The sequence below is a fragment of the Cysteiniphilum litorale genome (assembly GCF_003428165.1).
GTDB classification, from domain to species: Bacteria; Pseudomonadota; Gammaproteobacteria; order Francisellales; family Francisellaceae; genus Caedibacter; species Caedibacter litoralis.
This window is the reverse complement of record NZ_QLIQ01000023.1, coordinates 29,348-48,911: the sequence shown is the minus strand read 5'-3', so window position 1 is coordinate 48,911 and position 19,564 is coordinate 29,348. Positions and strand designations below refer to the sequence as shown.

Genomic DNA, 19,564 nt, shown 5'->3' with positions numbered 1-19,564 from the left:
TCTGAAACATAATAAGAATTGTCATAATTTCACTCACTGCTAACTGCTGGGCTTTGCCATATTTTCTGTTTCTATCCATGCCAATTTGTTTGAGTTTAAGTTGCTTTTCATAGATAATGCAAAAGTCGTCTATGCGGCAAAATGTTGAAATAAGTAGTTCTATCATGTTGATCTTGAGAAATTACCATAAGAATTACTTATTTTAACACCATAAAACCCTTTTAAATCAAGGATTTTAATTCCGAACTCAGGTCTAGTTAAGATTTTAGGGTTGTTACAAGCAATTACAGTGAATAAGAGTTGCATGTAATTACACGGCTGCCCCATCTAAAATATGTCGTACGTACGTATTGAATCAAATGTTTGCTAGCAATAGCAATTTCACCTTAAGATTGTTACTATGGCTGAAAATTTTTATGTTTAGATTTGGATAGCGATGGCGAAGAAAATCCATATTGGATCCTCGAATTTTGGGGAGTTAATCACTGAAAATAGTGTATTCGTTGATAAGAGTTTATTTATCAAAGATATTATTGAAGACACCAGTAAAGTGATTTTAATCACCCGTCCAAGGCGCTTTGGTAAAACCTTGAATATGTCAATGTTGCATCATTTTTTTGCAGCAAAAATTGATTTTACCGAAACGACTGGTCTGTTTAATCAGCTGGCAATTGCGTATGAGGATGATGGCTCGTATGTCGCTAATTACCAAGGGCAATATCCCGTCATTTTTGTCAGCTTTAAAGATATTAAAGCACGAGACTATGATGCAGCACATGAGCAATTGACATTTCTATTACAAGAGGTGTTTGCCAGTCACCGTGATTTATTGCAGTCAGATCGGTTAGATGCATTTGATAAGTCAAAATTTAGTACCTATCTAGAAACGGAAATCTTTAGCGCTTCAAAAATTGATGTCAGTTTACGTTTTTTAAGTCATCTGCTTTATAAGCATTATCATCAAAGAGTGGTCATATTGTTAGATGAGTATGACACACCATTAAATGCCGCCTATGTTGAAAACTATATTGAGGAATTCACTCCCTTAATACGTAATTTAATGAGCAATACCTTCAAGGATAACAATGCCTTATACAAAGGGGTAATGACGGGGATCTTACGTGTTTCTAAAGACAGTATGCTATCAGGTTTGAATAATTTGGAAGTTTATACTATTTTGGATAAAGAGTATCGTCAGTACTTTGGCTTTAGCAGTGAAGAGGTTGATGCGCTTTATCAAGAGCAGGGCTTGAGTGATGCTAGAGACAATGCAAAAAAGTGGTACAACGGCTACAAATTTGGTGGACTAGAAATTTATAATCCTTGGTCAATATTGAATTGTTTGCATAAAAAGGGGAAATTTGATGATTTTTGGATACATACCTCTAATAATCAAATGATTGAGAATTTATTGTTAAAGTTTCGCGAGGATGTGCATCCTGCATTAGCACAGTTAATGGAGCATAAAACAGCGAATGTGCTGGTTGATCGTCATGTTACTTATAATACGTTGGATTACCAAAGTAGTAGCTTATGGAGTCTGCTGTTGTTTGCCGGTTATTTAACAACGGAGCAGGTTGCAACAACCGATGGGCTTTTGTATGAATGTCAGATACGTTTGCCTAATATTGAGATCGTGCATCTTCTTAATTATTATTTTAAATTCTGGTTGAATACGCGCATGGGAGTAAAGTATCAGTCCTTTCTCGATAATCTTGTTTATGGACAGGTCGAGGCATTTAGTGAGCAGTTAAATGACTATTTGACAGAGGCATTAAGTGTGCGTGATACCGGTTATACGGCGGAGAAGTTTTATCATGGGCTGGTGTTAGGTTTGATTGCTTCATTAAGATCAACGCATATCGTGCACTCCAATCGTGAAACAGGCTTTGGTTTTGCTGATGTGTTGCTCTATCCATTGGCGAGTAATCACAAGAATGACATCGGGATTGTGATGGAGTTTAAGCATGCCAAGGAAGACAATAGTCAGGATGTTGAGATGCTTGCAGTTAAAGCCTTGGAGCAAATTGAGCAAAAGAACTACATCACTGAGCTTAAGGCGCAAGCGCAGGTCAAACGTATTTTGCTGTTGGGACTGGCATTTAACCATAAACAAGTCATAGTAAAATCTCATTGGCAGATAGTGCGCTAGTGTTATTAGGCATCTTGTTTAGTGGTTCATTGTTGCACTTAACTTTATATGGCACTTAATGAGCACTTTTGTTTCGCACTGGCTGTTTAGCTTCGGCGCATCTTATACGCATAAAAGCGCCTAAGTGTAATTACTATTTACACATTATTTCCCTTGAATCCATATGAATGAATTATAGTAATTATTTATTCAATAAATTGATGGGGTGCTTATGACAAAGCGAGGTTTAATTAGTCGATCGTTATCAGCAATTGAAGTGGTGGGTAATAAACTACCACCACCAGCGATGCTGTTTTTCTGGTTAACGATATTTTTAATTGTATTAAGTGCATTATTTGCTTGGCTAGGTGTTAAGGTATTGGACCCGCGTGTGCAGGATGCAAAAGCCTATATTGATGTGTTTAATTTGCTGAGTGCTGAAGGTGTTCGCTATATTTTTAGCAGTGTTGTTGATAACTTTGTCGGATTTGCACCATTAGGTACAGTTTTGGTAGCATTTATAGGGGTAAGTCTTGCTGAGCATTCTGGCTTTATTAGTGCGTCCATTAGGGCAATTATCGGTAAAAGCAATCGAGTGACCGTCACCGCAATTATTGTCTTTGCTGGGGTTATGTCAAATACTGCAGGTGAGCTAGGGTATTTGGTGATCATTCCTTTGGCGGGTGTGATTTTCCACTCGATGGGACGTCATCCAATTGCTGGCATGGCGGCGGCATTTGCTGGTGTTTCTGGTGGGTATAGTGCTAATTTATTATTAGGTACGGTTGATCCATTATTAAGTGGATTAACGCAGGAAGCCGCGCATTTGCTGAACCCTGAATATCGAGTAGGTGCCGAGGCGAATTGGTATTTTATGATAGGGAGCACTTTTTTAGTAACTGCCGTTGTGACACTATTGTCACAAAAAGTAGTTGAGCCACGTTTAGGCAAATACCAATCAGGTACTGAGCTTGATGATGAGGAAAAAGCATTGGAGTCACAGATTCATTTGACTAAGCTTGAGAAAAAAGGCTTAATCTGGGCGCTTGTGTCGATTGTCATCTTGTCACTTGTAATTGTTTATTTGGTTGTGCCTGAAGGTGCAATCCTACGTAATCAGCAAACTGGATTGATCGCTAATTCCCCCTTTTTAAATAGTATCGTGTTTTTGATATTATTATTTTTTGCAGTGGCAGGTATTGTTTATGGTTATGTGACTAAAAGCTTCAAAAGCACTAAAGATATCGTCAATGCCATGGATAAGACGTTTAACACCTTAGGTACTTATATTGTTTTGGTGTTTTTTGCGGCACAGTTTGTCGCATATTTTAAAGTGACAAATTTAGGCACGATCATCGCAGTTGCTGGTGCAACAGCGCTAGAGAGTATTAACTTCACAGGGGCGCCATTGATTATAAGCTTTGTGATTTTAGCGGCTTTTATCAATCTGTTTATGGGGAGCGCCTCAGCAAAGTGGTCGATGTTAGCGCCTGTATTTGTGCCGATGTTTATGCTATTAGGTTATTCGCCTGAGTTAGTGCAAGTGGCATATCGTGTTGGCGATTCAGCAACAAATATTATCTCACCATTGATGAGCTATTTTGCTTTGATCGTCGCATTTTTCCAAAAGTATGATAAAAATTCAGGCATTGGCACGATTGTCGCCACGATGTTGCCTTACTCGATTGTATTATTGATCACGTGGAGTATTTTCCTCTATCTTTGGGTGTTTTTATTTAATTTACCCGTTGGACCTGGTGTTGATTCGTTCTATCAAATAAAGTAGTCTGACTTGAGTAGACGCTCAGCTAACGCCCACAGCGTTGCTACGCCAAATAACCCAGTGCACGTTTGATGATATACTCAGGCACATTTTGATATTCAGAGAAATAGACTTGGTTTACTTCAGTTGCGTTGTGCTGATACACATAGACACTCGGTGAGTGAGTTACACCAGCGGCTGTTGCTAAAGCATTATTATCTTTAATTTCTTGATCAACCATCTCTTTAAGATATGGTGTTTCACTAATGTTTAAATTGATCATTAAATCAGACAAGGCGTTTTGATCAATAACCTGATCTGATTTAACCAAACTATGGAGCTCATGCAAAAATTGTTGCATGAGCTCCACCCCGCCCACAGTGTAAGTGAAAGCCAAATAATGTGACGCATCAGGGCTTTGTGTCGTGCTAATGGGGTAAATGTTTATTTTGATATCTTTATCATTTGTAAATGTGAATAACGTATTTATATTCTCTAAGCAGGCAACCTTCGAGTAATCACAGAATTGCGTGATGACTTTGCTTGCCTGTGGATTGCCAAGGGTAATCTTAGGCGATTTGTCAAAATTTAAGCTTTTATGAATAAACACATTCGCTTGATAGCGTGAAAAAGCGTGCATATCACAAGCTTCTTCGCCAGCTTCATGCCCCGCATTGGCAAGGCTTACGCATAAAATCGTACTTAAGAATAGAGTGAGCTTTTTCATGTGTTTACCCAGATTGTTTTGATATCTGGCAGTGTATTGAATAGTCTGAAGAAAGAGAAATTTAAAAACTTTATAGACGTATTAGGTTTTTTAAATATTGCATATGCTAATGCACAGATTCCGTTGGTGTACAATCCTCAAAATATTAAATGACAACACGGTTTTACGCGCTTATTTTAATCTCACGTAATTGCCCATAATGGTAAATGATTTTATGTTTTATTGGCAGCAAGTTTTGTTACAATGTGGAAAATTTTTTAAAACGGAAAACGATAATGCTAAGTCTTATTTCACCGGCAAAAAGTCAAGATTTCAGTCAAAATGCGCCAACAGAACTTACCAGTAAAGTATTGTTTGCTGAGCAAATAAAGCAGCTCGTGGCTAAGCTTAAACACTATACGCCAGATGAGTTTGAGCGGTTAATGAAAATATCACCAAAGCTTGCCGAAGGTGTGTTTGATATGTATATCAACTTTGATAGCAATCACTACGGCAAAGACAATGCCAAACAAGCGCTATTTGCTTTTACTGGTGATGTTTATCGGGGTTTGGATGCACTTACTTTGTCACCTGCACACATTAATTATGCGCAAGAGCATTTATTGATGATTTCAGGCTTATATGGGCTAATTCGACCCTTGGATTTAATTCAGGCATATCGTTTGGAAATGGGCACTAAATTTTATATCGATGATGTATTGCTATATGATTTTTGGCGAGAAACGTTAACACAGAAGCTAAATGATATTATTAAAGAGAATAATCACCAAGCGATCGTTAATTTGGCATCCAATGAGTACAGCAAGGCAATTGATAAGAAAATGATTAAAGCGACATGGCTTGAAGTTGATTTTAAAGAATTCCATAAAGGTAAATATCAAACCATAGCACTTTTTGCTAAGCGTGCACGCGGGAGAATGGTGCGCTATATTATCGATCATAACATTAATGATATAGAAGCGCTTAAAGGCTTTGACTATGATGGTTATGTCTTTAATCCAGAGCTTTCGCGTGATAAGTCATTCTGCTTTACTCGGGTCAAGCCATGAAAATTAAATTACTTGCCTTAGGTGAGAAAATGCCAGCATGGGTGCAAGAAGGTGTTAATGAATATCAAAAGCGATTAATAGGTTCTTCAATTCAGTTGCAGGTAGTTGAATTGCCTATTGCTAAGCGCACAAAAACGGGCTCAATTGATGGTTGGTTGGCGCAAGAAGCAAAAACAGTATTGTCCAAGCTAAATGAGCAAGATCATTTAGTTATTTTAGATGTTAAGTCCAAATTAATTAGTACTGAAGAGCTGGCGCAAAAAATGGAAAACTGGCAGCAAAATACGCCAAATGTTGCGATTTTGATCGGTGGACCAGATGGGATTGATGATTCGATCAAGCATTTAGCAAAGGAGAAAATATCTCTTTCAAAAATGACGTTCCCGCACCCGATTGTACGGATTATTTTTGCTGAGCAGATCTATCGTGCGTGGACGATTTTGCAAGGTCACCCGTATCATAAATAGCGAATGGCTGAGAAATAATGATGGAATATATTTAAGGTATTTTCAGGGTTCTGCTGACATTCCTCATAAATGAAATCCATATTCTTGGGAAAGTGCAGAATTTTTTTCTTGGTCACAGACTCAAGCCAGCCATGGATGTTAAGTTCTTCAGGGTAGGTTGCGGTCATCTCAAGATAGCTAAAAGTAATACCATCATCTGAATAAGAAATATAGATAATCGTTAATTGTCCTTTGTGATCGCGGATCTTGATCGGCAGTTTGAGGGCATCATCTTCGTTTGCTAACTTCATATGTACTCTACTGAATTCCTAATGAGCATAAGTCTAACAGGTATTTTAATACATGCAAATTAGGTCGTTATCATGAATTTATTTCTAAGGAATCTTCTTTGAAAAAATATCTAAATATCGTGGCGGAATGGACGGGACTCGAACCCGCGACCCCCTGCGTGACAGGCAGGTATTCTAACCAACTGAACTACCACTCCGCTTTTGATGGTGCCGACACCAGGACTTGAACCCGGAACCTGCCGATTACAAGTCGGCTGCTCTACCAGTTGAGCCATGTCGGCGACAGAAAGGCATTCTATAGATTTCCGATTAGATGTCAACGCCTAATTTTTAAAAATAATGAAATATTTGCTGTACCCATCACAAATCATGTTGAGGTGTTCGGTGTCATTTATATTTTTTTTATATTTCCGAATAAAAGCCCTATCGAATTTTTATGCTCATCACTCGTACAATTTGGCCTGAGTGATTATTGTCAACATTAAGAGAGGTTTTAGATGACAATATTTTCAGGCGTGATAATGGCGGTGTTAGCCATTTATATGATTATTGTTTTAATTTTCCCAGAGCGATTTTAGGTAAAAGTATGTATCACAATATTTGGTTATTCGTTATTTTTATTGGCGTTTTGTTAGTTATCACAAAGCCATTAGGAACATATATTTATAATGTTTATCATGGACGAAGAACGTTTTTAGATTGGTTTGCTTCACCACTTGAACGTGGTTATGGCAAATTAATTGGCGCTCATCTGAATAAAGAGCAAAGCGCTAAACAGTATTTATTGAGCTTGTTAGTGTTTTCGCTATTCGCGCTGTTATTCGTGTTTGTTATATTAATGCTGCAGGCTTTTTTGCCTTTAAATCCACGGCATATTGACAATATGACCTGGCATCAGGCATTTAATACCGCAGCAAGCTTTGTTTCTAATACCAACTGGCAAAGCTATTCTGGTGAAACTGGTGTCAGTTATTTATCACAGATGGCAGCATTGGCTGTGCAAAATTTTGTATCAGCAGCGGTGGGTATATCAGTGGCTATTGCTTTGTTTCGTGGCATTGCGAGAAACAATGAAACAACGATTGGTAATTTCTGGTCAGATTTAGGTAAGGCTGTTTTTTGGATCTTACTACCGCTTTGTATCGTCATTACCATTGTTTATATATTGCAAGGAGTGCCGCAAAACTTCATGGATTACGTACATGCACATACCTTATCAGGTGCTGAGCAAATCATCCCACAAGGTCCCGTGGCGTCACAAGAAGCAATTAAATCACTAGGGACTAATGGAGGCGGTTTTTTTAATGCTAACTCTGCACACCCGTATGAAAACCCAACGGCATTAACCAACTTTATTCAAGTATTGAGTATCTTTGCCATTGGTGCTGCACTAACTTATACCTTTGGTAAATGGGTAGGAAACACTAAGCAAGGCTGGTTTATTTTAGCGGTAATGGGGGTGTTGTTTATTTGCTCATTAACTGTGATGACCTACGCTGAATTAAAAGGCATGCCCAATCCACAAGGCACGCATATCGCCGATATCTATGGGCAATCTGGACATCTAGCGAATCTGGAAGGTAAAGAGATGCGTTTTGGAATTTTCCAATCCACGCTTTATAACACAGTATCCACCTCTGCTTCAGATGGCGGTGTCAATAGCATGCTTGATAGCTATACCCCAATTGGAGGTGCTGCAGCATTGGTTAATATGGCGCTTGGCGAGATTATTATCGGCGGTGTTGGTACGGGGATGTATGGCTTTTTACTGTTTATGTTATTAAGCGTTTTTATCGCTTCACTCATGGTTGGCAGAATTCCAAGCATATTAGGCAAGCGCATTGAGGGCACGCAAATGAAATGGGTAATGCTTGGCGTGTTAATTTCTCCTTGTTGTGTGCTTATATTTACCGCGATTGCTTCGGTGTTACCAAGTACTTATGCAAGTCTTACCAATACGGGGGCGCATGGCTTTAGTGAGATCCTATATGCTTATATCTCAGCAGCTAACAATAATGGCAGTGCGTTTACAGGCTTAAATGCTAATACCTTGTTTTTTAATGTTACCCTTGGCTTAGCGATGCTCTTGGGACGCTTTGTTACCATTGCTGCGGTGATTATGCTTGCGGGAAGTTTGGTTGCGACAAAGCGTGCCACGAATCAAGTTGGCTCGAGCTTACTATCAACAACAAGTGTCTTATTTGGTGTATTGGTATTATTTACGATTTTGATTGTTGGCGGTCTCACGATTTTCCCCGCATTATCACTAGGACCGATTCTTGATTACGTCACGTTTTAATTTTTTTAATCTTTTAGATCATTGATATCTTTTATAGTTTGGAGTTTATGAAAATGGCACATCAAAATGGATCAATCTTTTCAAAAACATTGATCATGCCGGCGATTAAAGCGGCATTTATAAAGTGTAACCCGAAAGAGATGTATCGCAATCCGGTGATGTTTTGTGTTTATGTCGTCACAATCTTATGCTCGCTCTATCTCATACAAGCATTCGTTAGCGGCAAAGAGATTGGCTTTACATTACAAATCACTTTATGGTTATGGATAACCCTTTTATTTGCTAACTTTGCTGAGAGTATTGCCGAGGGCAAAGGCAAGGCGCAGGCCGATAGTTTACGCGCTACCAAATCACAATTAAGTGCCAAGCGTTACAATGAAAATGGTGAGCTTGAAGTGCTTGCCGCTGAGTTATTACGCGCAGGGGATATTGTCTTGGTGCAAACCGGTGATTTCATGCCAGCAGATGGTGAGGTGATCGAGGGCATTGCCACGATTGATGAGTCTGCAATTACTGGGGAGTCACAACCAGTGGTTAGAGAAGCAGGCTCTGATAGCTCAGCAGTCACGGCGGGTACCAAGGTTATCTCCGATGAGATTAAAGTGCGCGTTACCTCGAATCCCGGTGAAAGCTTTTTGGATAAGATGATTGCTTTGGTCGAGAATGCTAAACGCTTGAAAACGCCGAATGAAATTGCCTTAACGATTTTATTATCCGGGTTGACGCTGATTTTTATCGTGGCTGTTTGCGCGCTTTACGGCATGGCACAATTTAGTCATGTAACACTATCTGTTGTCGTATTGATTGCGTTATTTGTGACCTTGATTCCAACGACGATTGCCGGATTATTATCAGCTATTGGTATCTCGGGCATGGATCGCTTGATGAAAGCTAATGTTGTTGCACTTTCTGGGCGTGCAGTTGAAGCCTCAGGCAATATCGATGTATTGCTATTAGATAAAACTGGTACGATCACCTTAGGTAATCGCTTTGCCACAGAGTTTTTGGTTATTAATGGTGTCAGTGAGCGCGATCTAGCCTATGCTGCATGGTTGTCCTCATTAGCAGATGAAACACCAGAGGGTAAGTCTATTGTTAAGCTTGCCGAAAAACGCTTTGGTTTTAAGCGTGAGGATATTGATTTAGCTCATGCACAGATGATCCCTTTCTCAGCCTACACACGCATGAGCGGGATTGATTATAACGCGCTTAATATCCGCAAAGGGGCAGTGAGTGCCATTACTAAGCATCTGGGTAATCACTCGCCAGATACGGTAAGTCACAGTTTTACTTTAATGGTTGAGCGTATTGCTGAAGAAGGAGGTACACCATTAGCAGTCTGTCAAAATAATGAATTATTGGGGGTGATTTATCTTAAAGATGTGATTAAACCCGCGATTAAAGAAAAGTTTGATGAGCTAAGAAAAATGGGGATTAAAACGGTGATGATCACGGGGGATAATCCTTTAACGGCAGCGGCAATTGCTGCTGAAGCAGGCGTAGATGATTTTATCGCGCAAGCCTCACCGCAAGACAAATTAGACTACATCAAAAAGGTGCAAAAAGAAGGCAAAACGGTAGCAATGTGTGGCGATGGGACTAATGATGCGCCTGCTTTAGCGCAAGCCGATGTTGGCGTTGCCATGGCAAGTGGCACAACGGCAGCACGCGAGGCGGGCAATATGGTCGACTTGGATTCAGATCCTAAAAAGCTGATTGAAATCGTGCGCATTGGTAAGCAGATTCTGGTAACGCGTGGTGCGCTGACAACCTTTAGTATCACCAATGACGTGGCTAAGTATTTTGCGATTATTCCAGCATTATTTGTGGTCAGTTTCCCAAGCTTAAATGCGCTTAATATCATGCATTTGCACTCACCGATGAGTGCGATCTTGTCAGCAGTAATCTTTAATGCATTGATTATTGTATTTTTAATTCCGATGGCATTGGTTGGTGTGAAAAATGTCAGTGTCAGTGCGCATAAGCTGCTGCAGCGTAATCTGTTGCTATACGGTTTAGGGGGCATTTTAGTGCCATTTATCGGCATTAAATTAATCGATATGGTCATTACAGCCATAGGTCTAGTGTAAGGAGAGAAATGATGTTTTATGAAATTCGTCGCGGGCTTATAGCAATGCTTTTTTTCACGATTATCTTAGGTGTTTTTTATCCCTTATTGATGACGGGTATTGGTTTTTTCGTTGCCAAAGATCAGGCACAAGGCTCGTTGGTTAAATACGATGGGCAGGTTGTTGGCTCAAGCCTGATTGGACAAAATTTTGCCGATAATTTATTTCAGTCACGACCATCGGCAAACAACTATGATGGACTTGCCTCGGGTGGTACGAGTATGGCGCTTAACAATGTAAATTTAGTTAAGAATGTACAGACTCGAATCGAGGGTTTGCAGCAAAAATACGGGACGAGCAAAGTCCCTGCTGATTTGGTGTTTTCCTCAGGCAGTGGATTAGATCCGGATATCTCGCTGATGGCAGCTAAGTATCAAGCGCCATATATTGCCAAGGTCAATCATTTGTCATTTACTAAAGTCCTGCAATTGATTGATGACAATACAGCGCATCATCTCTTTAATCCAACAACGGTTAATGTGCTTAAATTAAACTTGGCGCTGCAAGCATTTAAACAAAAGTTGGGTTAAACTAGTGCATATGTTGTTTAGTGGAATCAACTATGGCGAATGAGCACATGCCGACTCATGAAAATTCTAACGGTCATAAAGTCGATGCTTTGCTAAATCTTGCAAATAAGTCGGAGAGATCTAAACGTGGACGGCTAAAGATTTTCTTGGGAGCGGCTCCTGGTGTGGGTAAAACCTATGCGATGTTAACACGTGCCCAAGAGCTTAGGCGTGCAGGGCATGATGTGGCTATCGGCTTGGTGGTAACACATGGGCGTAAAGAGACGGAAAGTTTAGTCGGTGATCTTGAGCAAATCCCACTAAAAGCAATCGCTTACAAAGGCAAGGTGTTTAATGAGCTTGATGTTGATGCCATTATTCAGCGCAAGCCAGAAACGGTAATCATCGATGAATTACCGCACAAGAATCTTGCAATGGAGCGTAACAAAAAACGCTATTTAGATGTTGTTGAGATTCTAGAAGCAGGGATTAATGTCTATACCGCAATTAATATTCAACATATCGCAAGCTTAAGCTATGAGGTCGAGGAGATTACTCTGGTCAACGTTGAAGAAACTGTACCGGATAGTTTTATTCAATCAGCCGATGAGCTGATGATTGTTGATATCACGCCTGAGGAGCTGATCAAGCGCTTAAATGAAGGGCGCGTTTATCATCATGACATGGCAAAACGCGCTTTATCACGCTATTTCCAATACACCAATCTTGCGATACTTCGAGATTATGCGCTACGTTTAGCCGCTTCGCATGTCGGTGAAGATGTCCGCTCATATAAGAAACTTTATGATTCACATGCCAATATTGCCGCTTCACCTTGTGTGCTGGTTTGTTGTGCCTATGATGCGTCAACGCCAAGACTGCTTAGAAAAGGCAAGCAGCTTGCCACGATCGCCAATGCGCGATTATTAGCGATATTTATCCATAACCCGCAAAAGCAACTATCGCGCGTGAAACTAAGAGAGATTAGGCGTTATAAGACGTTAGCAATTGAGTTGGGCTATCAATTAGAGCATATCTCAGGTGGTAGGTTATCAAAAGCGATTATTCGCTATGCCAATGATCACAATGTCACTGATATTGTCATTGGTAAATCAAGACGGGCTAAATGGTTGGATTGGCTGTTAGGTTCAGTGGTTTATGATGTTATTCGTCATAGTGAGCACAAACAAGTGCATGTGATTAGTACGCATAAAGCTCGTCTCTCTGATGTCTTCTCGCGCTTTAAAGAAGCTAAACAAAGTAGCAATACGACGTGGATGAATGTCATTAAAGCATTAGCAATTACATTTGTCTCAGGGCTCTTTATATTTTTTGGATTAAGTTTTGTCGGCTTATCTGGGCAATCACTTATTCTGGTACTGGTTTTGATATTATGCGCTTACCGCTATGGACTTAAAGCATCAATTGTCTCGTCAATTCTAAGTTTCATAATGTACATGTATATGTATTTGACGCCTACGTTTCAATTCACGATTGGTACTTTTTCACAAGTCATTACCTTTATCATATTTATGTTAGTTGTTATGATCGTTAGCCAATTAACGGCACGTACACGCCGCTCGTTAAAGGTATTGCGCTCACGTGAAAAGACTTTATCGATGCTTTATAAGTTCTCCAATGAGATTACGATCAAGCAAAAAGAACAGTCATTTTATCAGCGTTTCTTAGAAGCATTAGCGCAGTACTTTGATTATGAGTTTGCATTTATTGTTGCTGATGATCATAAGTTATATGAAACCATTCCCAATTCATGTCAGTTAAGTGATAAAGAGCAAGCCGCGGTGCGCTGGTGTTGGAGTAATAAAACGGCTTGTGGCAAAAGCACGCAAACCTTTAGCGCGTTACCATGGTATTTTGAACCATTGATTGTTGATGGGCGTATGCTTGGCATTATTGCCATTTGTGTGAAGTTTGAATATAAAGTCGAAGCTTTCATGTTTGATCAAATACTCATTAAAACAATGCTGTCACACGTTGCTAATGCATTACTGCAGCAGCGCTTATCACAACAGGAGCAAGAAGCGGTGATTTTAAAAGAGCAGGAAAAGCTACAAAAAACATTACTATCATCGGTGTCTCACGACTTAAAAACACCGTTGGCATCGATCACCGGTGCGTTATCTAGCGTATTAAGCTATGAGGATATGTTTTCCAAAGAAGATAAAGCCGAGATGCTTACTGTTGCTTTAGAGGAAAGCAAACGCTTAGATCAATATATCGATCATATTCTACAGATGCTGAAGTTTAGCGCAGGTATTACCATTAATAAGCAAAGCGTGCCGTTAAAGACATTAATTAGCGAAGTGCTGGCTATTGCCAAAAAGCGTTTTGTGAGTCACCAGTTTAAGCTGCAATGTCTTGATAAAGACCTTGTGATTAATGGTGATAAGTTGTTATTGGAGCAGGTTTTGCTTAATCTGATGTCCAATGCGGTTAAGTTTAGTGCTGCCAATAGTCAAATTACTTTGAGCTTAAAATGTATAAACACTTCGGCAGTTATTGAGGTCATTGATCAAGGCATTGGACTTGAGCAGGCGGAGCTAGAGAGTGTATTCTCAATTTTTCATCGACTCAAGAAGTCAGATAGTTATACTAAAGGGCATGGACTGGGTCTTGCCATTTGTAAGGATATTGTTACAGCCCATCATGGTGAGATTTATGCCACCAGTGAAGGTGCTCATAAAGGCAGTACATTTATTGTTAAATTACCGATAGTGAATCCATATGAACAAGAAAATATTATTAATTGATGATGAAGCGCAAATTCGCAAATTCTTAAAGAAAACCTTATTGGTTCTTGGCTATGATGTCTATGATGCCGTTAGTGCTGAACACGCGACAGAGATTTTAAACCAGCAGCACCCTGATCTTATTCTATTAGATCTAGGGTTGCCGGATCAGGATGGACAAAAGTGGTTAGCAAATCTAAGAGTTAAGCACTTGCATGTGCCAGTGATTGTGGTATCGGCAAGATGCGATGGTGATGAAGTGGTCAAAGCACTTGAAAATGGTGCGAATGATTATGTCAGAAAACCGTTTGATATGTCTGAACTAGTTGCGCGTATCAAACGTAACCTTGAACTTGTCGATGCGTTTAAAGCTGAGGACAAGGCAGCAGAGTCTGTTTATCAGTTTGAAAATATGCGTGTCCATATTGCTGATCATCGTGTGATGATCAATGATGAGGTGGTTCATTTATCAAAAAAAGAGTTTCTGTTATTGAGTGTGTTTTGTCAAAATGCGGGGAAACTATTGACTCAAAATCAGATCTTACAGCAAATATGGGGCGAGTATTTTGCCGATGAAGTACAGTATTTGCGTGTTTACGTTGGGCAATTGCGCAAAAAACTAGCTGCCTGCAGCAAACAGCCATTGATTACCACCGAATCAGGGGTTGGTTATCGGTTTGCTAAGGTGGATGTTTATCAATAGAGAATGATCAAAAAGTAGATGGCGTCATTTCTCACCTCTCTCCTTGCGGGAGAGGTCGTGGAGTATAAGCGACACGGGTGAGGGGTGATTTAACTTATTGTTCATTTGCTAATTAGGTTGGCTTACAACATCTTCTTAACAATATCATCCTTAGCAATATACTTATGATAAAGTGCCGCGAAGATGTGTAGTATGACAAGCACAAGTAGAATATAGGCAAACCAAGGATGCCAGCTAAAGATCTCACTACCAAGTTCTGGGTTTTGCGGCAATAAGATAGGTACATTAAACCAATAGAAAAATTGCCATTGACTTTGAAACAACTGTGAGGCGATAAGTCCCGTCATCGACATGCAAAATACACAAAGATAAAGACCGAAGTGGACAATCTTTGCAAGGAAAATATGTAAGGATGACATCGCTTTAGGGTAAGGAATTTTCTTTGATAATAAGCGGGTAATGATCAGTAGAATCACCACAATAGCTAAAGATAAACCGATTGATTTGTGTATTGTCATAAAAAATGCACCATTGAGCTTGGCAAATAAATCATCAAAGAAAAAACCAATCAAGAATTGCAAGATGACGCCAATAGCAATAAGTAGGTGAAACAGTCGTATTAGAAAGTTATATTTCATTCGTTTTAATCCTTATCAAATTAATTTCCTACAGTAGTATAAACAAAAAAACATAAATCACCATCAACTGCTAGGCGATGCTCGAAATAGTTTCTATACTTAGCACTATCATTGGTAAAGAAGGACTAAGCTGCAATGAAGAAATTATTTGGTTCATTAAATAAAAAAGCAGACAAAACACAAGATCAAGCATCTGATATAGAGTTGGAAAATGACGAGTTTGATGTTGAGGTATCAAGCCGACAAAAAGGCAAAACTCCGCTAACAAAACAACAAAAGCTGATGGTGCTAGGTGGTGTGGGTGTGGCATGTGTGCTGGTATTTCAATTGTTTATTATCACTAATCAAAAAGAAATCCAAGCGCATCAAAAAGTGCTACAGTCGCATATTGAAGATCAAGCTGGTGCCATTAGAAATACGCTGTCGAATATCATTCACGCCGAGGCTGAAGAGGTGAGAAAGTCTGCAGATGCCAAAATTGCTGAATTAAAACAGATGATTTTAAACAGTAATACCGAGGCAGTAACGCAGTTACAGCAAATGCAAATGAAACTAGATGAGGTTCAAAAACAGACCAAAAGCTTAGATAAAGTCAGCGATGATTTGGCGAAGCAATTCTTAGCCAAGCTTACGCAGATAGCAGCAAGTAGCGCATCAAATGATAAGGGTCAAGCTATGCAGCCAATCATGACCATGCCAACAACGGCGGATAAAGTGGCGACAAACTATAAGATTTACTCAGCCAATAGTTATGGACTTGTACTGCAATCCAACAATGGCACCTTCACGATTGCTAATATTGGCAAGATGTTACCAGGCTTGGGCGAGATTACGTCAATGACGGCCAATGAAGTGATTGCAGGGGATTATAAGATTATTAGTGACCCGCAAGGGTTTAAAGTTGATGAATCAGCTGCAATTTCAGCATATCAATAGTTATGGTTTACCATAACACTAGCATGTGACGCAGTGTATTTGCCATAGAGAGAAATAAAGATGGATCTTATTGTATTTGAGCTGATTGTTATAGCGGCTTCGATGTTTGCAGGTATCCTTGGTGCCCTAGCCGGTCTTGGTGGTGGGGTGATTATCACGCCTTTTTTAGTCCTTGGATTTGGCATTGATATTCGCTATGCAATGGGGGCGGCATTAACCTCGGTGATTGCTACGTCATCGGGTGCTGCGATTTCATATCTTCGCGATGGAATAAGCAATATTCGTATTAGTATGTTTTTATCAGTGGCAACAACGATTGGTGCCATTTGTGGTGCAAGCCTTGCGGTGGTGATGAATAAAGACATACTATCACTTATCTTCGGGGTTATGCTGCTTTTAAATATTATAATTTCATTACTGAATAAGCCGAAAAACACAGTGGTTGAGTCAAGTAAACTGGCGCAAAAATTACAACTCCCAGATACCTATCAAATAAAAGACAAAATAGAGTCTTATGCTGTCGTTGGTGTCGTTCCTGGCTTTGTTGTTATGTGGGTTGCAGGTGTGCTATCTGGGCTTTTGGGTATCGGTTCAGGTGCTTTTAAAGTATTGGGCATGGATCAAATCATGAAGATCCCCTTTAAAGTGACCACTGCAACCAGTAATTTCATGATCGGTATTACCGCTGCGGCAAGTGTTGGTATTTATCTTAAAGCAGGCTATATCGAGCCATTGTTTGCTGCACCCGTGGCATTGGGCGTTTTTGTTGGTGCATTCTTAGGTGCTAAATTGTTGCCGATCATTCCGGTGAAGACCTTGAAAACAGTGTTTTTAGTGCTAATTGCTATTATCGGCGTGCAAATGGTTTTAAATGGCTTAGGAGTTCACTTATGAGTGACAATGGTGCTAGAGCGCAAAAAATAAAAAATTTGAAAAACCAAAAAAAACCAGACTCAGCAATGATTGTTATGGTAATGATGGTGTCAATTATTGTCTCCATTTCGGTAGTGTTTGTTGCTGAAGTGCTTTATCTGATGAATCATCATGGCATCGTGCACTTGTCACATGTTTTTAGCGGGGAGCCCAAGCGCTTGGAGGATGTTAATCTGATTGTTTCAACAGCATTTCATGGCAGTATTAAATCATTATTGCAATTCGGGGTTTTGCTTATTTTAATCAACCCGATCGTACGTGTGGCAATTACGGCTTATAACTTTAAACGTCAACATAATAAGTGTTATGTTGTTATTAGTTTAATGGTATTAGTGGTGTTATTGATTAGCTTTTTTAGCCCAGATTTTATATAGTCTCTGTCATTGCCAAACGCATGGAGAAAAATGTGCAGCAACAGACGATTAATCATCATATTGAAATTCAAGGTATTGGTTTACACTCAGGTGTCAATGTCAATATGCGCTTATTACCGGCAGCTGTTGATCAGGGGATTGTTTTTCGGCGCACGGATTTATCCCAAGTGCATGATATTAAGATTACGCCCTTTAATATTACTGAAGCAGTGATGTGCACATTGCTGGTCTCGCCAAATGATAAAACGATAACGGTATCTACGATTGAACATCTCATGTCAGCGCTTTGTATGTTTCAGGTTGACAATGTCATCGTAGAAATCGATGCGCCAGAATTGCCAGTAATGGATGGCAGTAGTATTGCCTTTGTTGAGGCGTTGCAAAAAGTAGGGGTTAAAGCGCAGGACAAAAAGCGTCAAGTGATTAAGGTGTTAAAGACAATACGCGTCACTGATGAAGATAAGTTTGCAGAAATTTCCCCGAGTGATGAAACGCGTTATCGCTTTGAAATCAAATGGGATCACCCAGTGATTGCCGCTACCCCTTTGATTGTTGAGTTTTCAGGTGAGCAACAGGAGTATATAGCGCAAGTTGCCAAGGCGCGCACGTTTGGTTTTGTTGAGCAACTGGAATACTTGCATGCAAACAATCTTGCAAAAGGTGCCTCACTTGATAATGCCGTTGGTGTCACTAATGAGGGTGTTGCAAACCCTGAGGGCTTAAGATACCCCGATGAATTTGTAAAACATAAACTGCTAGATGCGATTGGTGATTTTTATGTCGGTGGCGCGATTTTGGGACACTTTAATTGCTATAAATCAGGGCACACCCTAAATAATAAGCTTTTAAGAGCTTTGTTTGCAGATAATAGCGCATGGAGGTTGTGTTAATATGGTGAATGCCTGATAATCGACAGTAGTTAAAAAGTGCGTAACTCCAGTTGGTTATAACTGTTAAAATAAATCATGGTAAACGTAATGGATATAAGCTCGGTTACATTGAATAATCTCTATGTTTTTAAAGCGGTTATTGAAGTCGGTTCAGTATCGGAAGCAGCTAAGCTTTTAAATAAGAATCAATCAACGGTAAGTGCCGCATTGAGACTGATTAGAAAGACATTCGGTGATGATGTGATGCAGATTCAGGATGGACGCTGTGTGGCAACTGCCAAGGGCTTGCAGTTATGCAGTTATATTGGGCATATTGTTGCTCTGGCAAAACACAGTAGTGCGCAATCTGAGAAAAAGTGTTACAAAGTACTAACCAGTGATTTTTTCGCGCTGTTATATATGCCTGAGTTTATTGAAGCCTGCAAAGTCCATGATATTGAAATCGAAATGGAAGTATTAAAGCTTAAAGACTTGAATAAAGCACAATGCGATGTGAGCCAATTTGATTTATTTATTGGGATGGAAGATCGTGTGTTGAGTATTCCAACGCAACCATTGATGGAAACCCAGTCTGTTGTGATCACAAGTCAACAAAGTGATTTTGATAAAATGACTTTGGTTGATTACCTGCAAGCAAAACATATCACCATGCATGATAAAGAGACACCTTATATTCGCCAAACTATCGGACATCATCCGCGCAGCAAGGTGGTGTTGTCTAACAGCATTTTGACATCGATGAGTTTATTAAGCAGTATGCCCAATACGGTGATGTCTACCGAGCATCATTTATATGAGTACTACCGTGATATTTTTAAGTTAAAGCGTGTCAATTTTGATTTTGCCTTTGAGAAAAAACTGGTTTTTTATAGTTGGCGCAAAACTGTGCATAGTGAAGAGCTGGCAAGGTTTTTTATGCAATGGTGGGAAGAGAGGCTGCTGTTAGATCAGGTCTAAACTTCTACATCTTACTGTCC

17 protein-coding genes and 2 tRNA genes are annotated in these 19,564 nt (G+C 39.7%); 14 read left to right on the top strand and 5 right to left on the bottom strand.

Annotated elements, in window-relative coordinates; translation table 11 throughout:
- Window positions 1-436 precede the first annotated feature (436 nt).
- Together DNJ75_RS09730 and DNJ75_RS09725 are read left to right on the top strand one after the other, a co-directional pair.
- Window positions 437-2,152, top strand: coding sequence for an AAA family ATPase (locus tag DNJ75_RS09730; protein WP_117003264.1), 1,716 nt, complete (start codon window positions 437-439; stop codon window positions 2,150-2,152).
- A 211-nt stretch (window positions 2,153-2,363) separates the two neighbouring features.
- Entirely contained in the window at window positions 2,364-3,917 is a 1,554-nt protein-coding gene (locus DNJ75_RS09725) for an AbgT family transporter (RefSeq protein ID WP_117003263.1), read from the top strand.
- Between the two features lie 40 nt (window positions 3,918-3,957).
- Here the strand turns inward: DNJ75_RS09725 and DNJ75_RS09720 are convergent, their stop codons facing one another.
- Entirely contained in the window at window positions 3,958-4,620 is a 663-nt protein-coding gene (locus tag DNJ75_RS09720; RefSeq protein ID WP_117003262.1) for a hypothetical protein, read from the bottom strand.
- A 275-nt stretch (window positions 4,621-4,895) separates the two neighbouring features.
- On the opposite strand from DNJ75_RS09720, the gene yaaA reads away from it, so the two are divergent.
- On the top strand, window positions 4,896-5,669 hold the full coding sequence (gene yaaA / locus DNJ75_RS09715; RefSeq protein ID WP_117003261.1) for a peroxide stress protein YaaA: 774 nt from the start codon (window positions 4,896-4,898) through the stop codon (window positions 5,667-5,669).
- Window positions 5,666-6,136, top strand: coding sequence for a 23S rRNA (pseudouridine(1915)-N(3))-methyltransferase RlmH (gene rlmH, locus DNJ75_RS09710; RefSeq protein WP_117003260.1), 471 nt, complete (start codon window positions 5,666-5,668; stop codon window positions 6,134-6,136). Before yaaA ends, rlmH begins: the two co-directional genes overlap by 4 nt.
- Here the strand turns inward: rlmH and DNJ75_RS09705 are convergent.
- The 3 genes from DNJ75_RS09705 to DNJ75_RS09695 all read right to left on the bottom strand — a co-directional run bounded on the left by DNJ75_RS09705 (window position 6,127) and on the right by DNJ75_RS09695 (window position 6,707).
- Window positions 6,127-6,426, bottom strand: coding sequence for a hypothetical protein (locus tag DNJ75_RS09705; protein WP_117003259.1), 300 nt, complete (start codon window positions 6,424-6,426; stop codon window positions 6,127-6,129). The two genes, rlmH and DNJ75_RS09705, sit on opposite strands and share 10 nt — an antisense overlap.
- Window positions 6,427-6,546: 120 nt before the next feature.
- A tRNA-Asp gene (locus DNJ75_RS09700) sits at window positions 6,547-6,623 on the bottom strand.
- Between the two features lie 8 nt (window positions 6,624-6,631).
- Window positions 6,632-6,707 (bottom strand) — tRNA-Thr (locus DNJ75_RS09695).
- Window positions 6,708-7,012: 305 nt separating this feature from the next.
- Between DNJ75_RS09695 and kdpA the strand changes: the two genes are divergently transcribed.
- From kdpA to DNJ75_RS09665, 5 genes are read left to right on the top strand one after another with little or no spacing between them, the layout of a single operon-like run.
- Complete coding sequence (gene kdpA / locus DNJ75_RS09685; RefSeq protein WP_117003257.1) at window positions 7,013-8,725, top strand: potassium-transporting ATPase subunit KdpA; 1,713 nt, start codon at window positions 7,013-7,015, stop codon at window positions 8,723-8,725.
- 53 nt (window positions 8,726-8,778) lie between these two features.
- Window positions 8,779-10,815 (top strand): potassium-transporting ATPase subunit KdpB, encoded by a 2,037-nt coding sequence (kdpB, locus tag DNJ75_RS09680; protein WP_117003256.1) that lies wholly within the window; start codon window positions 8,779-8,781, stop codon window positions 10,813-10,815.
- 8 nt (window positions 10,816-10,823) lie between these two features.
- A complete protein-coding gene (kdpC, locus tag DNJ75_RS09675; protein WP_224742305.1) occupies window positions 10,824-11,384 on the top strand; it encodes a potassium-transporting ATPase subunit KdpC in 561 nt (186 codons plus the stop codon).
- 32 nt (window positions 11,385-11,416) lie between these two features.
- The gene (locus DNJ75_RS09670; protein ID WP_224742304.1) at window positions 11,417-14,134 is read left to right on the top strand and encodes an ATP-binding protein; all 2,718 of its coding nucleotides are present in this window, start codon (window positions 11,417-11,419) and stop codon (window positions 14,132-14,134) included.
- Entirely contained in the window at window positions 14,109-14,816 is a 708-nt protein-coding gene (locus DNJ75_RS09665; RefSeq protein ID WP_117003254.1) for a response regulator transcription factor, read from the top strand. Before DNJ75_RS09670 ends, DNJ75_RS09665 begins: the two co-directional genes overlap by 26 nt.
- 122 nt (window positions 14,817-14,938) lie before the next feature.
- Here the strand turns inward: DNJ75_RS09665 and DNJ75_RS09660 are convergent, their stop codons facing one another.
- Window positions 14,939-15,454, bottom strand: a complete 516-nt coding sequence (locus DNJ75_RS09660; protein WP_117003253.1) for a cytochrome b — start codon at window positions 15,452-15,454, stop codon at window positions 14,939-14,941.
- A 135-nt stretch (window positions 15,455-15,589) separates the two neighbouring features.
- On the opposite strand from DNJ75_RS09660, the gene DNJ75_RS09655 reads away from it, so the two are divergent.
- The 5 genes from DNJ75_RS09655 to DNJ75_RS09635 all read left to right on the top strand — a co-directional run bounded on the left by DNJ75_RS09655 (window position 15,590) and on the right by DNJ75_RS09635 (window position 19,544).
- Window positions 15,590-16,390: a hypothetical protein gene (locus DNJ75_RS09655; RefSeq protein WP_117003252.1), complete on the top strand. Its 801-nt coding sequence runs from the start codon at window positions 15,590-15,592 to the stop codon at window positions 16,388-16,390.
- Window positions 16,391-16,450: 60 nt separating this feature from the next.
- Window positions 16,451-17,284 (top strand): sulfite exporter TauE/SafE family protein, encoded by an 834-nt coding sequence (locus tag DNJ75_RS09650; protein ID WP_117003251.1) that lies wholly within the window; start codon window positions 16,451-16,453, stop codon window positions 17,282-17,284.
- Window positions 17,281-17,697, top strand: a complete 417-nt coding sequence (locus DNJ75_RS09645; protein WP_117003250.1) for a DUF1634 domain-containing protein — start codon at window positions 17,281-17,283, stop codon at window positions 17,695-17,697. Before DNJ75_RS09650 ends, DNJ75_RS09645 begins: the two co-directional genes overlap by 4 nt.
- Window positions 17,698-17,729: 32 nt before the next feature.
- Window positions 17,730-18,587, top strand: coding sequence for a UDP-3-O-acyl-N-acetylglucosamine deacetylase (gene lpxC, locus DNJ75_RS09640; RefSeq protein ID WP_170137217.1), 858 nt, complete (start codon window positions 17,730-17,732; stop codon window positions 18,585-18,587).
- A gap of 87 nt (window positions 18,588-18,674) precedes the next feature.
- Entirely contained in the window at window positions 18,675-19,544 is an 870-nt protein-coding gene (locus DNJ75_RS09635) for a LysR family transcriptional regulator (protein ID WP_157968291.1), read from the top strand.
- Window positions 19,545-19,564 lie beyond the last annotated feature (20 nt).